The following is a 13,459-nucleotide window of genomic DNA, read 5'->3' as shown; positions in this document are numbered from 1 at the left end:
GCCGGGGCGGGCGGCGCCGCGATGCCGGTCATCGGGCGCGGCCCGTCGCGCGGCGGGCCGCCGCGGCGTCCGTGACGTCGAGGAACACCTGGTCCAGCTCGGGCCAGCGCGTCTGCAGCTCCTCCTTGATGCGGACCATCGCGTCCTCGACGGTCTCGCTGTCGTACCCGGGGGTCAGGTCGACGCTCGCGGCCAGGAGCGCCGAATCCGGGCTCAGCCGCATGGTCAGCAGGGCGGTGACCGAGTCGATCTCCGGCTGCCGGCGCAACAGCTCCCGTACCCCGCGCTGCACCTCGGGATCGGCAGCCTCGCCGATCAGCTGGGCCCGGGCGCCCTTGCCGAGCGTGTACGCCACGTAGACGAGCAGGACGCCGATCAGGATGGAGGCGGACGCCTCGTACGCCATCCGCCCGGTCGCCATGTGGAGGCCCATCCCGGCCATGGCCAGCAGGACACCCGCGCAGGCCGTGCTGTCCTCCGCGAGGACGGTCCGCAGAGCCGGGTCCCGGCCCACCCGGATCTCCTCGCGCACGCTGTGGTCGGCGGCCGCGGCCGCGCCGCGGACCTGGAGGACGGCCCGCGCCAGCGAGGCCCCCTCGGCGAGCAGCGCCACGAAGAGCACGGCGAAGCCGATCAGATACCCCTCGTGGGACTCGGAACCGCCCGCGCGGAACGCCTCGATGCCCTGGAGCACCGAGAAGCAGCCTCCGGTGACGAAGATGCCGACGGCGGCCAGCAGGGACCAGAAGTAGCGCTCCTTGCCGTAGCCGAAGGGGTGGCGCCGGTCGGCCGGACGCCGGCTGCGCTTGACCGAGGCCAGCAGGAAGACCTCGTTCAGGCTGTCGGCCACCGAGTGGGCCGCCTCGGAGAGCAATGCGGGAGAGCCGGCGATGACGCCGCCGACGGCCTTGGCTACGCAGATGGCCAGGTCGGCCACGCGCACGCCCTCGTCGACCAGCTCGTCGCCACCGGGGTGCCGGCCGACCTGCGCCGCGACTTCACCGTCCCGTACTCCACCGGACTGCACTGCCACATCCTCGGCATCCCCCAGAGCGACGGGCCCGACCTCTACCGGTCGCTGCACGTCGCGTTCATGAACAGCCCGCGCCCCATCCCCGCGGCGGGCATCAACTGGGACCGCGACATGGCCCACATGGTCGGCCGGCTGGACGACCCGGTGACGACGGGCCTCATGGCCGAGCTCGCCGCCCTGCGCGAGGACCCCGACTACGCGCACCTGACCGACGAGATGCTCGCCACCGTCGGCGTCACGATGTTCGGCGCGGGCGTCATCAGCGTCATGGGGTTCCTCACCATGGCCCTCGTCTCGCTGATCCAACACCCTGAACTCAAGGCCGAGTTGATCGCCGACCCGACGCTCGTGCCCGCCGCCGTGGACGAGCTGCTGCGCATCAACCTGTCCATCGCCGACGGGCTGCCCCGAATCGCCACCGAGACCATGAAGCTCGGCGATGTCACCGTACAGAAGGGGGAGTTGGTCCTCGTCCTCGTCGAGGCCGCGAACCACGACCCCGCCGAGTTCGAGGACCCGCACACGGTACGCCTCGACCGGCCGAACCCGAACGCGCACCTGTCGTTCGGCGGCGGCGGCCACTACTGCCCCGCGACCGCCCTGGGCAAGCGGCACGCGCAGATCGCCATCGAGGTGCTCCTCGAGCGGCTGCCCGGCCTCGACCTGGCCGTGCCGATCGAGCAACTCGTCTGGCGCACGGGGTTCATGAAGCGGATCCCCGAGCGGATGCCCGTCCTCTGGTGAGCATGGGCATGGGCATGGGCATGGGCATTCGCCCGAGCTGAACGCACGGCGCCGAGGGCCGGGTCTGACCAGCCCGGCTCTCGGCGTCACCCGCATCCGTCCGTCACCGCTCCGCCACGGCCTCCAGCGGGCTCAGCGAGGCGGCGCGGCGGGCCGGCACGGCGGCCGCGAGCACGCCGATCGTCAAGGACACCAGACACACGAGGAGCAGCGTCCCCCAGGGCAGCGCCAGGGAGTACTCCTTCATGGCGCCGTTGGTCAGCGACCCGACCGCCCAGGCTCCGAACAGCCCGCCCGCCAGGCCCAGCAGCGTGCCGAAGGCGGCCACGGTCACCGATTCCAGGCGGATCATCCGCCGGATCCCGGCGCGGTCCATGCCGATGACACGCAGGACGCCGATCTCGCGCGTGCGGTCCGCGACCGACATGGCCAGGGTGTTGACGATGCCGAGCAGCGAGATCACCGTACCGATCGCGAGCAGCCCGTACATCAGGGTCAGCAGGTCGGCCAGGGAGCCGGCCGCCTCGTCCACCAGTGCCTGGCGGTCCTTCACCTGTACCAGCGGGCTGTTGCCCGCGGCGGCGCGCAGCCCGTCCTCGGTGGTCTTCGAGACCGCCGCGCCGTCGGTGCGTACGAGGATCCGCTGGACGGAGTCGGGCAGGAAGCTGTCGCGCTGTACGTCGGCACGCGAGCCCAGCACCTCCCCGGCGGTGGGGTTGTCCTCGTAGACGCCGACGACCGTGTACTGCGTGAACTCCTGGTTGCGGCCGATACGGGCCTTGACCTGGCCGCCCGCGCTCACGCCCTGCTCCCGGGCGACGGCGGCGGAGAGCGCGATCCGCCCCGGTCCGAGGTCCTTCAGGGAGCCGCCGACGAAGTCTAGTTTCATGACGTCGTCCACGGTGGCGGGGTCGATGCCGGCGATCTTGCGGACGCCGCCGCCGGTGAAGACGGTGGAGTCCGCGATGCCGGCCGCCGTCCTCACCCCGGGGGTGCCCGCCACCCGCTTCTCGGTGCCCGGGTCGAGGGCGGTCATGTTGACCCTGCTGCCGATCACGTAGTCGGCGCCGAGGCCGGCCGCGGCCTGCCGGTCCAGGGCCTGCCCGGTGGAGTTCCCGATGACCGCGAGCCCGGCGACCAATGCCGTACTGACGATCAGGGCGGAGGCGGTGGCCGCCGTGCGCCGCGGGTCGCGCAGCGCGTTCTCGCGGGCGAGGTGCCCGGTGACCCCGAAGCGGCCGGTCGGCCGTCCCGTCAGCCGGATGACGGGGACGGCGAGCAGCGGCGCCAGCACGATCAACGCGACGACGAGCAGGGCGCAGCCGAACATCGCGTGCTGCAGGTTCTCCTCCGAAGCGTCCTTCGCTCCCGTCAGCGAGACCAGCAGTCCGCCTCCGCCGAGGAGCAGGACCAGTCCCACCACGCCCCGGACCCGGGATGCGGTGGCGGTGGGCGGCTGCTCGCTGGTGCGCAGCGCCTCGATGGGCGCGACCTTCGCCGCCTTGCGGGAGGGCAGCCAGGCGGCCAGCACCGTGACGGCCACGCCCACGCCGAGCGCCGCCATGACGGGCAGCGGGCCGAACACCAGGGGGCCGTCGGGCAGGGCGTCCTGCGAGGTGCTCAGGAGGCCGGGCAGTACGGAGGCGATGCCGAGGCCGAGTACGAAACCGGCCGCCGACGAGACCAGGCCGAGCAGGACCGCCTCCCACAGGACGGAGCGGACCACCTGGCGGCGCGAGGCGCCGATCGCCCGCAGCAGCGCGATCTCCCGGGTGCGCCGGGACACGGCCATGGTGAAGGTGTTGACGATGAGGAAGGAGCCGATGAAGAGCGAGACCCCGGCGAAGAGCATCGGCATCTTCTGGTGGCCGCGGGTCAGCGTGTCGGTGTAGGTGGCCTGCCGGGTCGCCTGGGCGGTGGCGGTGACGGCCTCGGCCCGGTCGGCCGGGAGCAGGGCGGTGATCCGCCCGGCGAGCTCGAACTCGTCCGTGCCGGGTTTCGCGGACACGTCGATCGACGTGTACAGCCCGGGGGGGGCGTACAGCTCCTGGGCGGTCGCCTTGTCGAACACGGCGAGGGTTCCGCCGGCGGTCACCCGCGAGTCCTGGGTCTTCACGATGCCGACGAGCCGCTTCTTCAGGACCGGGCCGTCGGTGGCCAGCGTGACCATGTCGCCGATCCTGAACCCGCCGGCCGCGGCGGTCCCGCTGTCCACGGCGAGTTCCCCGCCCCCGAGCGGGGCGCGGCCCTCGACCAGCGGATGGCGGCCGTCCTTGCCGTCCTTGCCGGGTACGTAGGCGGCGGCCAGGTTCGACCATGCCTTGCCGGCCCGCAGCGGACGGCCGTCCGCGTCGTTCAGGGTCGCCGAGCCGTCGGCCGCGGGCCGCGCGGCGGCGACGCCGGGTACCTCGGCCAGCTTCCGTACGAGCGCGTCGTCGAGGGCGCCGGGCTTCTCCTCCCCGGCCCCGGGCGGGGCGTACTTCGGGGTCACGGTGACCGCGATGCCCGCGAAGTCCTTCGACGCGGCGGCGCGGTAGGCGGCGGCGGAGGACTCCGCGAAGACGAGGGTTCCGCAGACGAACGCGACACCCAGGCAGACCGCGAGGACGGTCATGACCAGACGGGCCTTGTTCGCCAGGACGTTGCGCAGGGCTGTTCTCAGCATGGGCAGCTTTCGGGGACGTGGGCGTACGGGGAGAGCAGGGGGAGTCGGGTCGGGGTCAGCTGGTGCGGGCGTGGGTGTCGAACGCCTTCATCCGGTCCAGCACCCGCTCCGGGGTGGGGTGGGCCATCTCGTCGACCAGGCGGCCGTCGGAGAGGAAGACCACGCGGTCGGCATAGCCGGCGGCGACGGGGTCGTGCGTCACCATGACCACCGTCTGGCCGAGCTCGCGCACCGAGTCGCGCAGGAAGCCGAGCACCTCGGCGCCCGCGCGGGAGTCGAGATTGCCGGTGGGCTCGTCGCCGAAGATGATCGCGGGCCGGGAGGCCAGGGCGCGGGCCACGGCCACGCGCTGCTGCTGTCCGCCGGACAGCTGTCCGGGCCGGTGGCCGAGCCGCTGGGCGAGCCCGACCATGGAGACCATGCGCTCCAGCCACTGCTGGTCGGGGCGGCGGCCCGCGATGCTCAGAGGCAGCGTGATGTTCTCCAGCGCGGTCAGAGTCGGCAGCAGGTTGAAGGCCTGGAAGATGAAGCCGATCCGGTCGCGCCGCAGCTCGGTCAGCTGCCGTTCGCCCAGCGTGCTCAGCTCGGTGGTGCCGATGCGTACGGAGCCGGAGCTGACCGGGTCGAGCCCGGCGGCGCAGTGCATCAGGGTCGACTTGCCGCAGCCCGAGGGGCCCATGATCGCGGTGAACTCGCCTTCCTGGAAGGCGATGCTGACGCGGTCCAGGGCCACGACACGGGTGTCGCCGCTCCCGTAGACCTTCGACAGCTCGCTGGTGGCGGCCGCGAACCCGGTCGTCGGGTGCGGTGCGAGGGCGTCAAGGGGTGCGGCGGTCAAGGGGACTCCTCTTCGGTGCGGGTGGATGCACTTCGAAGGGTGTCCGGGACGTGTATCGGGGGCCGGGGCCGCCGTGTGTCGGCTGCCGCGTCGCTTCGTATCGGTCGTGTAGCGGGTGGGGTGGGGCGGGCCCGTCAGGACGCGGGCAGGCCGAGGGTGGCGACGGCGCCGCCGGCCGGGTCGTTGTCCAGGCGCAGCGCGGCGCCGAGCACCCGGGCCTGGCCCAGGGCGATGGTCAGCCCCAGGCCGTGGCCCGAGCCGCGTTCCGCCGCGCCGGTGTGGAAGCGGCGCGGACCCTCGCGCAGGAGGTCGGCGGGGAAGTCGGGGCCGTGGTCCCGTACGACGACCGTACGGCCCTCGACGGTGACCTCGACCGGGGTCGCGCCGTGCCGGTGGGCGTTGACGACGAGGTTGCCGACGATCCGTTCGAGGCGGCGCGGATCGGTCTCGACGGTCTCGGCGGCCGTCGTACCCGCGGATTCGGCCACCGTGACCGACGCGTCGAATCCGGTGCGCGCCACGGCCTCGCGGACGACCTCGCCGAGCGGCACGCGGGCGCGTACCGGGCGCTCGGCGCCCGCGTCCAGCCGGGAGATCTCCAGCAGGTCCTCGACCAGGCCGCGCAGATCGCGAACGCGGCCCCGTACCAGGTCCTCCGTCTCGCCGGCCGGCAGCAGGTCGGTGGCGGCCAGCAGACCGCCGACCGGGGTGCGCAGCTCGTGGGCCACGTCGGCCGTGAACTGCCGCTCGGTCCGAAGCCGCCGGCCGAGGCTGTCGGCCATGAGGTCGACGGGGCGGCCCAGAAGCTCGGGCCGACGTTGTTGTCGACGTGGCCGTCGTGGGCGGTGTGCCGGGCGCCGTCGGCCGGGTGGGCCAGTACGCGGGGCAGCTCGACGGGATCGAGCTCGGCACCGTCCACCAGCGTCCCGGTGCGCCGGTACGTCGCCATGGCCGCGTACACCCCGTTGAACGCGCGCATCTCGGCGCGGCCGCGGATGTCGCTCGCGGTCCACAGGTGTACGAGTACGCCGACGGCCGCAGCGACCAGGCAGGCGGTGGCCGCGGCCAGCGCGGCGATCTTCCAGCGCAGGGAGACGCGGTCCGGGCGGGGGAGACGGCGGTACGGGCGCACGGGTCTCAGCGCCTGAGCTTGTAGCCGAAGCCGCGGACCGTCTCGATCCGGTCCCGGCCGAGCTTGCGGCGCAGCCGCTGCACGCACAGGTCCACGACCCGGCTGTCGCCGTCCCAGCCGTACTCCCAGACGTTGCGCAGCAGGGTGTGCCGTTCCAGTACGACGCCCGGGCGGGCGGCGAACTCCAGCAGCAGCTTCAGCTCGGTCGGGGTCAGCGCCACCGGGGTTCCGGAGACGAAGACCTCCAGGCCGCCGGTGTCGAGGGTCAGGTCCCCGAAGACGAGCAGGTCCCCCTGGGAGGGGCCCGGCTCCTCGCCGGCGGCGCGCCCGGCGCCCGGGGCCGAGGGCGCGTACGTCGCCCGGCGCAGCAGCGAGCGGATGCGAGCCACGAGCACGTAGGTGTCCACGGGCTTGACCACGTAGTCGTCGGCCCCGGCTTCCAGACCGGCCACGATGTCGAGCCCGTCGCCGCGGGCGGACATCATCAGGATCGGCACCAGGCTGGTCTCCCGGATCCTGCGGCACAGGCCGATGCCGTCCAGGCCGGGCAGCATCACGTCCAGGATCAGCAGGTCGAAGCCGTCGCCGCCGCCACCGTCGCCGTGGCCACCGTCGATGAAGCCGGTGTCCTCGCCGTCCCGGCTGCCGTCGCGGAAGAGCTCCAGCCCGGCGAGGCCGTCGGCCGCGGCCTTCACCCGGTAGCCGTAGCGTTCGAGGGCGACGGTGAAGGACCGGCGCATCAGCTCGTCGTCCTCCACCAGCAGCACGCGCACGGGGCGCGCGCAGGCCTGGGCGGGGGTGGACGAGGACACGGGGAGGACTCCTGTGGGGGCGGACGGGCGGGGGCGGCGGGCGACCCGAAAATGAACGATACGGCAGGTGGCGGGCGCGGCCACGGCGTCACCGGCCCGGCCTCCCGCTTCGATGGACGACCAAGCGCTCCCTGATACACGGCGGATACAAACCCGGCCCCGGAGGCACTCTGGTTGCCGCTCCGGGGCCGTGCGGCTTGACTGAAAGGCATGGACGAATCACGCCGGGCCTGGATCATGATCTTGGGTGTCGTCTGCGTCATCCTGGCCGATCTCGCGGCGATCGTCCTCATGAACACCGTCGGAAAGTGACCGGCGCGGATCAGGAACGGAGAAGCGCGGGGCGCGGGGCGGGAACTACCGTGTTGGTCATGGACATCACCATTCACACGAGCTCCCTGCCGCACGACGACCCGGAGGCCGCCCTGGCCTTCTACCGCGACACCCTCGGGTTCGAAGTCCGCAGCGATGTCGGCCAGGGCAAGATGCGCTGGATCACCGTCGGCCCCGTCGGCCAGCCCGGTACGTCCATCCTGCTGGCGCCGCCGGCCGCCGACCCCGGCATCACCGAAGCCGAGCGCCGCACCGTCGTCGAGATGATGGCCAAGGGCACGTACGGCTGGATCCTGCTCGCCACGCGGGACCTCGACGCCACCTTCGAGAAGGTCCGGGCCGGCGACGCCGAAGTCGTGCAGGAGCCGACCGAGCAGCCGTACGGCATCCGCGACTGCGCCTTCCGCGACCCCGCGGGCAACCTGATCCGGATCCAGGAACTGCGCTGAGTCGCGACACCGAGCAGAGACAGAGGGGGGTTCTCGCATGTGCAATCCCGCGTGGGGACGCGCACTCACCGAGGCGCAGCGCCTGAAGGACTTCGCCCGGCTGCGCCGCGTCCGCGACCGGATCGACCGGGAGTACGCGCGGCCGCTGGACGTCGAGGCGCTCGCCCGCGGCGCGGGCATGGCGGCCGGGCAGCTCAGCCGGGAGTTCCGGCTCGCGTACGGGAAGTCGCCCTACGACTATCTGATGGCACGTCGCATCGAGCGCGCCGCCTTCGGCGCCCGCCCCGACGGGCCGGCCGGCGTACCGCCGGCCGCCTGCGGACCGGTCAGGAATCGAGAAGCACCGGCCGCCCTCCCGGAACTAGCGTGAAGGACATGAACTCCATCGCATCCGTCACCCTCGAGGTGGCCGACACCACGGCCGCCGACCGCTTCTACACCGCCTTCGGCCTCGGCGACCAGGTGAGCCTGCGCGCCTCGCAGGCTCCGACGACCGGCTTCCGCGGGTTCGCGCTCTCGCTCACCGTGTCCCGGCCGTCCGTGGTCGACGGCTTCATCGGCGCCGCCCTCGACGCCGGTGCCACGCCGCTGAAGCCCGCCGCGAAGTCCTTCTGGGGCTACGGAGGCGTCGTCCAGGCACCGGACGGGACGATCTGGAAGGTCGCCACCTCGGAGAAGAAGGACCGGGGCCCGGCCCCGCTGAGGTTCGACGAGATGGTGCTCCTGCTCGGATCCGCGGACGTGCTCGCGAGCAAGCGGTTCTACCTCGACCGCGGCCTCACGGTCGCCAAGAGCTTCGGCAGCAAGTACGTGCAGTTCGAGGCTCCGTCGGGCGGCGTCAAGCTGGCGCTGTACGGGCGCCGCGCCCTCGCCAAGGAGGTCGGCGTCCCCGTCGACGGGACGGGATCGCACCGGCTGGTTCTCGGCGGCGGCGAGGCCTTCGCCGACCCGGACGGCTTCGCGTGGGAGGCCCCGTCGCGGACGCCCGCGCCCTGACCTGCCACCGACCGACGACCCGGACCCAGCCATGGAGGAAGAAATGACCGGCGTGCCGCCGCGCGGGCTCGACGAGAGGGTGCGGGACACCCGCGCGCGACTGGAGGGCGACATCGATCTCTGGGTCGCGACGCAGGGTTCCCCGGGCGCCCACCTCGTCCCGCTCTCCTACCTCTGGGACGGGGACGCGATCCTCGTCTCGACCCCCCGCGCCTCCGTCACCGGCCGGAACCTGCTGGCGGACGCGGCGGTGCGGCTCGCCCTCGGGCCGACGCGCGACGTCGTCATGATCGACGGCATCGCCGAGCCGGTGGACCTCGCCGACCTTGCCCCGGGGTCGGGCGAGGCGTTCGCGGCGAAGACCGGATTCGACCCGAGGGAACTCGACGACCGCTACCAGTACTTCCGGATCCGGCCCACGCGCATCCAGGCCTGGCGGGAGGCCGACGAGCTGCAGGGCCGCACGCTCATGCGCGACGGCCGCTGGCTCGGCTGACCGCCGCCTCCCCAGCCCGACCGGCCGATTCCCGGATCTTGTCGAGAGAGGACGCCCGCCATGGCGGACACGGAGAAGTACGACGGCTTCACGGCCGAGGAGCGGGACGCGATGAAGCAGCGCGCCGGTGAGCTCAAGGCCACCGCGCGCCGCGGCTCGCGCACGGCCAAGGCGGACGGGGACGCCGAGGTGCGGGCGAGGATCGCCGAAATGACGGACGCGGACCGCGTCATCGCCGAGCGCATCCACGACATCGTCAAGGCCAACGCCCCGGAGCTCGCGCCGAAGCTCTGGTACGGCATGCCCGCGTACGCGCGGGACGGCAAGGTCGTCTGCTTCTTCCAGAGCGCCCAGAAGTTCAAGACCCGGTACGCCACACTCGGCTTCGGCGACCTGGCGCAGCTGGACGAGGGCACCATGTGGCCGGCCGCCTACGCCCTGACCGGGCTGACGCCCGACGACGAGGCGCGGATCGGTGCGCTCGTCAAGCGCGCGGTGAGCTGAGGCCGCCGCCACGCCCGACCGCGGCTCCCGAATTCGGTGGCGGGCCCGGGCCTTCGCGGACGACCATGCGACGCATGAGCGATCAATCCGCGCGATGGACCCGGGCGACCGTCTACCCCGACATGTGGGCCGACCCGGACGACGACCCCCGCAACAACGAGAGCAGCCCTGACGGCGAGCTCGCGCCCCTGCAGGACTTCCTCGCCAACTACCGCATCACCCTGCGCATGAAGTGCGAGGACCTGGACGCGGAGCAGCTCGCCCGCCGGTCGGTCCCTCCCTCGACGATGTCCCTGCTGGGCCTGGTACGCCACCTCGCCGAGGTGGAAAGGGACTGGCGCAACTGGATCACCGACGGCGAACCGCTGCCGAAGCTGTACGGCGCGAAGGACGCGGACTTCCACGGAGCCGTCGCCGATCAGGCGGTGGTCGATGCCGCCCGTGCCGATCTGGAGCGCGAGCAGGCCGCGACCGACGCGGCGCTGGCCGGCCACCCGGACCTGGGCGAGCGCGTGGGGAAGGACGGGATCGCGATCCGGGAGCTGATGGTGCACCGGATCGAGGAGTACGCCCGGCACTGCGGCCAGGCCGACCTGCTGCGCGAGTGCGTCGACGGAAGAGTGGGCCAGTAGCGGCCCACGGCCCGGCCGGGCAGGCGCCGGTACTATGGAAGGGAAGATCTTCTGACAGTCGACCAGGGGTACGTGTGACGAACCGAGTGCCCGGCGTACCCCGGGTCCTGCGCACCTTGAACGACCGCGCTGCCCTGGAGCTCCTGCTGGAGCAGGGGCCGCTGTCCCGGGCCCAGATCGCCCGGCTGTCCGGGCTGTCGAAGCCGACGTCCTCCCAGATGCTGGCCCGCCTGGAGGAGTCCGGCCTCGTCGTGGCCGGCGGCACCTCCGCGGGGCACCCCGGACCGGGCGCCCTGCTGTACACCCTCAACCCGGCGGCCGCGTACGTGGCCGGGCTCGACGTGACGCCCGGCCTGATCCGTACGGCGGTCGCGGACCTCACCGGGCGGACGATCGGCACGTACGAGCTCACCGCCCCCGAGGCGTGCGGCGGCGAGGTCGACCAGGTGATCGCGGCCGTCGAGGGCGCCGCGCGGGCGGCCGGGCTCACCTCCGACGCCATCCACCGGGTCGTCGTCGGAGCCCCGCTGGCCTTCGACCACCGCGAGGGCCGGCTCCGCTACCCCAGCCACCTGCCGGGCTGGCAGTCGCCGACCCTGCTGCGCGAGCTGGCGGCCGGACTCCCCATGCCCGTCGACTGCGAGAACGACGTCAACCTCGTCGCCATCGCCGAGGGGAGCACCGGAGCGGCCCGCGGGCACGAGGACTTCTTCCTGCTGTGGAACGAGGAGGGCATCGGCGCCGCCATGATGTTCGGCGGCCGCCTGTACCGCGGGCGTACGGGCGGGGCGGGCGAGGTCGGCTTCATGCCCGTCCCCGGCACCCCGCTGGTGCGCAACCCCGAAGTGGCCGAGACCGGCGGGTACCAGGACCTGGCGGGCTTCCAGGTGGTCCCCGAGATGGCGCGCAGGCTGGGCATCGGCCACGTCGCGGACGGCGCGGAGTCCCCCACCGGCACGGGACGGCGCGGGGCGGCCGACCCGGCGCTCGAGGAGGCCATGGCCATCCTCAGGCGCGCCTCGAACGAGGCCGAAGGCCCGTACCGCAAGGTGCTGGAGGAGTTCGCGACGGCCGTCGCCACCGGCCTGTCCTCGATCGCCGGCGTACTCGACCCCGAGCTCGTGGTCCTCTCCGGCGGAGTGTTCCTCGCGGGCGGCGAGCCGCTGCGCGCCCTGGTCGAGGCCGAGCTCGCCGAACTGTCCGCCTGCCAGCCGCCCCTGGTCCTCGCGGACATCCGCGAACACCCCGTCCTGCGCGGGGCGCTGGAGTGCGCCCTGGCCACGACGCGGGACGAGGTGTTCGACACCTCCCGCTAGCGGGAGCCGTCAGCGGGCCGTACCGAAGTCCTGCGTCCAGTAGGAGTTCGGCTGCGCGAGGCCGACGCCGATCTCCTTGAAGGCACAGTTGAGGATGTTCTCGCGGTGCCCGGGGCTGTTCATCCAGCCGGTCATGACCTGCTCGGGCGTGCTGTAGCCGTACGCGACGTTCTCGCCGTACGTCGTCCAGGTGAAGCCGCTCCGGGTGATGCGCTCGCCCGGGTCCGATCCGTCGGAGCCGGTGTGCGACATGTTGGAGTGCGAGGCCATGTCCTGGCTGTGGTTCAGCGCGGCGGCCGTCAGCTTCGGGTTGACGGTGAGCGCCGAGCAGCCGACCTTGGCGCGCTCCTTGTTCACGAGGGCCACCACCTCGGCGGCCGGACCGGAGGCCCCGCCCGTCGGGGTGGCCGGCTGCTCCGCGGTGGCCGGAGCCGACGGCTTCGCCGGGGCCGGGCGCGCGGGCTTCGCCGCGGGGGGCCGCCGCGTCGGCTCGGTGGCCGGCTGCTCCGGCTCCGGGGCCTGCGTGGTCTGCGCGGCCGGGGTGGCCGTCGCGGTCTCGGACGGGACCGGGGCGTCCGTCGGCTCCGCCAGGGTCACGACCGACTCAGTGGGGGAGGGGGCGGTGTGGGAGGGGCGCATGCCGTGCCTGCCGCCGGCCTTCGCCCCACCCGCCTCATTGGTGTGCAGGCACGCCATGGCGGCCGTGGGGATGCCCACGAGGCCGAGGGTGACGGCGGCGATGGTTATTTTCTTGTAGTGCGTCTTCTTGCGGTGCTTGTGCATGCGTGACCTCACGTGGTTTCTGCGATGCGTCCTGCGCCTGAGCTGCTGGAGCGCGGGGGCCGGGCCGCCATTCTTAGAAGCCCCGCAACGGGCTGGCAAGTCTCGCCGCCGGGCCGCGGGGCAGAGCCGGGCGCCGGGCTTGAAAAGGGCGGACAGTCATGCTGACCGGGTGGCCGGCCGGCCGCGTGAGATCAGGATCCTCCATCAGGCACGGCTGTGACAAGGCCAGTTGCCGCTGATGGTGGCGTCGTTGCGGACACCCATGTCGGGCGAAGAGGGGAATGTCGATTCGAGTGGGACAAATATCGACATGTCGGGGAGAGGGGAACGGACGTAATGCTTCCGTGATCAGTTCGGCGATGGTGATGCATGTCACTGTTTCGCGTGGAACCAAGCGCGGCTTCGGGGGCGGGCGGTGTGCGCCCGCCTCCCGGTTGCCGGTCAGAACCAGTGGGTGGTGAGGGGGAAGGTGGTGGTGGCGGTGGTTGTGGTGGAGTCGGTGGCGGTTGCGGTGATCTGGAGGGTTCCGGTGGTCCAGGGTTTGCCGGTGATGCGGCCGGTGTCGGTGTCGATGGTGAGTCCGAAGGGGAGTCCGGTGGCGGTGTAGTGGAGGGCGGGTTTGCCTCCGGTGGCGGTGAGTTGGATGGTGCAGGTCTGGTTGAACTTGCAGGTCTGGGGGCCGGGGTTGGTCAGCTTCAGATCACCGGGGGTGGGGGTCGGGGTCGG

The 13,459-nt window shown here is 72.6% G+C and carries 15 protein-coding genes; 8 read left to right on the top strand and 7 right to left on the bottom strand.

Annotation, left to right across the window (positions count from 1 at the left end; all coding sequences use genetic code 11):
* Window positions 1-28 precede the first annotated feature (28 nt).
* Window positions 29-1,027, bottom strand: a complete 999-nt coding sequence (locus ACFXGI_RS38100) for a cation diffusion facilitator family transporter (protein WP_384717483.1) — start codon at window positions 1,025-1,027, stop codon at window positions 29-31.
* Between ACFXGI_RS38100 and ACFXGI_RS38095 the strand changes: the two genes are divergently transcribed.
* Window positions 974-1,777, top strand: a complete 804-nt coding sequence (locus ACFXGI_RS38095; protein WP_384717481.1) for a cytochrome P450 — start codon at window positions 974-976, stop codon at window positions 1,775-1,777. The genes ACFXGI_RS38100 and ACFXGI_RS38095 overlap by 54 nt on opposite strands.
* A 103-nt stretch (window positions 1,778-1,880) precedes the next feature.
* Here ACFXGI_RS38095 and ACFXGI_RS38090 read toward each other — a convergent pair whose 3' ends face one another.
* The 4 genes from ACFXGI_RS38090 to ACFXGI_RS38075 all read right to left on the bottom strand — a co-directional run bounded on the left by ACFXGI_RS38090 (window position 1,881) and on the right by ACFXGI_RS38075 (window position 7,152).
* Window positions 1,881-4,442: an ABC transporter permease gene (locus ACFXGI_RS38090; protein WP_384717477.1), complete on the bottom strand. Its 2,562-nt coding sequence runs from the start codon at window positions 4,440-4,442 to the stop codon at window positions 1,881-1,883.
* 55 nt (window positions 4,443-4,497) lie between these two features.
* On the bottom strand, window positions 4,498-5,280 hold the full coding sequence (locus ACFXGI_RS38085) for an ABC transporter ATP-binding protein (protein ID WP_384717475.1): 783 nt from the start codon (window positions 5,278-5,280) through the stop codon (window positions 4,498-4,500).
* A gap of 134 nt (window positions 5,281-5,414) precedes the next feature.
* Window positions 5,415-6,062, bottom strand: a complete 648-nt coding sequence (locus tag ACFXGI_RS38080; protein WP_384717472.1) for a sensor histidine kinase — start codon at window positions 6,060-6,062, stop codon at window positions 5,415-5,417.
* A 355-nt stretch (window positions 6,063-6,417) separates the two neighbouring features.
* Complete coding sequence (locus ACFXGI_RS38075; protein ID WP_384717486.1) at window positions 6,418-7,152, bottom strand: response regulator transcription factor; 735 nt, start codon at window positions 7,150-7,152, stop codon at window positions 6,418-6,420.
* A 443-nt stretch (window positions 7,153-7,595) separates the two neighbouring features.
* Here ACFXGI_RS38075 and ACFXGI_RS38070 point away from each other — a divergent pair, with 443 nt between their 5' ends.
* From ACFXGI_RS38070 to ACFXGI_RS38040, 7 genes are all read left to right on the top strand, one after another.
* Window positions 7,596-8,006: a VOC family protein gene (locus tag ACFXGI_RS38070; RefSeq protein ID WP_384717469.1), complete on the top strand. Its 411-nt coding sequence runs from the start codon at window positions 7,596-7,598 to the stop codon at window positions 8,004-8,006.
* A gap of 37 nt (window positions 8,007-8,043) precedes the next feature.
* Window positions 8,044-8,376: an AraC family transcriptional regulator gene (locus ACFXGI_RS38065; RefSeq protein ID WP_384717466.1), complete on the top strand. Its 333-nt coding sequence runs from the start codon at window positions 8,044-8,046 to the stop codon at window positions 8,374-8,376.
* Between the two features lie 5 nt (window positions 8,377-8,381).
* On the top strand, window positions 8,382-9,002 hold the full coding sequence (locus ACFXGI_RS38060; RefSeq protein ID WP_384717463.1) for a glyoxalase: 621 nt from the start codon (window positions 8,382-8,384) through the stop codon (window positions 9,000-9,002).
* A gap of 43 nt (window positions 9,003-9,045) precedes the next feature.
* Window positions 9,046-9,498 carry a pyridoxamine 5'-phosphate oxidase family protein gene (locus ACFXGI_RS38055; protein WP_384717460.1) on the top strand — a complete coding sequence of 151 codons (453 nt, stop codon included), beginning with the start codon at window positions 9,046-9,048 and terminating at the stop codon, window positions 9,496-9,498.
* Between the two features lie 60 nt (window positions 9,499-9,558).
* Complete coding sequence (locus ACFXGI_RS38050) at window positions 9,559-10,002, top strand: iron chaperone (RefSeq protein ID WP_384717457.1); 444 nt, start codon at window positions 9,559-9,561, stop codon at window positions 10,000-10,002.
* Between the two features lie 65 nt (window positions 10,003-10,067).
* Window positions 10,068-10,634 carry a DinB family protein gene (locus ACFXGI_RS38045; protein WP_384717454.1) on the top strand — a complete coding sequence of 189 codons (567 nt, stop codon included), beginning with the start codon at window positions 10,068-10,070 and terminating at the stop codon, window positions 10,632-10,634.
* A 74-nt stretch (window positions 10,635-10,708) separates the two neighbouring features.
* Window positions 10,709-11,950 (top strand): ROK family transcriptional regulator, encoded by a 1,242-nt coding sequence (locus tag ACFXGI_RS38040; RefSeq protein WP_384717451.1) that lies wholly within the window; start codon window positions 10,709-10,711, stop codon window positions 11,948-11,950.
* Window positions 11,951-11,959: 9 nt separating this feature from the next.
* Here the strand turns inward: ACFXGI_RS38040 and ACFXGI_RS38035 are convergent, their stop codons facing one another.
* Both ACFXGI_RS38035 and ACFXGI_RS38030 read right to left on the bottom strand, forming a co-directional pair.
* Window positions 11,960-12,733, bottom strand: coding sequence for a CAP domain-containing protein (locus tag ACFXGI_RS38035; protein ID WP_384717448.1), 774 nt, complete (start codon window positions 12,731-12,733; stop codon window positions 11,960-11,962).
* 441 nt (window positions 12,734-13,174) lie between these two features.
* Window positions 13,175-13,459: putative Ig domain-containing protein (locus tag ACFXGI_RS38030; RefSeq protein ID WP_384717445.1), on the bottom strand; the 285-nt coding region annotated here is incomplete at its 5' end.

Source organism: Streptomyces sp. NPDC059355 (genome assembly GCF_042752335.1).
Classification (GTDB): Bacteria; Actinomycetota; Actinomycetes; order Streptomycetales; family Streptomycetaceae; genus Streptomyces.
The sequence above is the reverse complement of the archived record's forward strand: the minus strand, read 5'-3'. Positions and strand labels throughout refer to the sequence as shown.

Bases quoted from the DNA above. Each gene is read 5' to 3' on its own strand.
- ACFXGI_RS38090 (WP_384717477.1), bottom strand. From the start codon at position 4,442: ATGCTGAGAACAGCCCTGCGCAACGTCCTGGCGAACAAGGCCCGTCTG.
- ACFXGI_RS38080 (WP_384717472.1), bottom strand. From the start codon at position 6,062: ATGGCCGACAGCCTCGGCCGGCGGCTTCGGACCGAGCGGCAGTTCACG.
- ACFXGI_RS38075 (WP_384717486.1), bottom strand. From the start codon at position 7,152: ATGCGCCGGTCCTTCACCGTCGCCCTCGAACGCTACGGCTACCGGGTG.
- ACFXGI_RS38070 (WP_384717469.1), top strand. From the start codon at position 7,596: ATGGACATCACCATTCACACGAGCTCCCTGCCGCACGACGACCCGGAG.
- ACFXGI_RS38065 (WP_384717466.1), top strand. From the start codon at position 8,044: ATGTGCAATCCCGCGTGGGGACGCGCACTCACCGAGGCGCAGCGCCTG.
- ACFXGI_RS38060 (WP_384717463.1), top strand. From the start codon at position 8,382: ATGAACTCCATCGCATCCGTCACCCTCGAGGTGGCCGACACCACGGCC.
- ACFXGI_RS38055 (WP_384717460.1), top strand. From the start codon at position 9,046: ATGACCGGCGTGCCGCCGCGCGGGCTCGACGAGAGGGTGCGGGACACC.
- ACFXGI_RS38050 (WP_384717457.1), top strand. From the start codon at position 9,559: ATGGCGGACACGGAGAAGTACGACGGCTTCACGGCCGAGGAGCGGGAC.
- ACFXGI_RS38045 (WP_384717454.1), top strand. From the start codon at position 10,068: ATGCGACGCATGAGCGATCAATCCGCGCGATGGACCCGGGCGACCGTC.
- ACFXGI_RS38035 (WP_384717448.1), bottom strand. From the start codon at position 12,733: ATGCACAAGCACCGCAAGAAGACGCACTACAAGAAAATAACCATCGCC.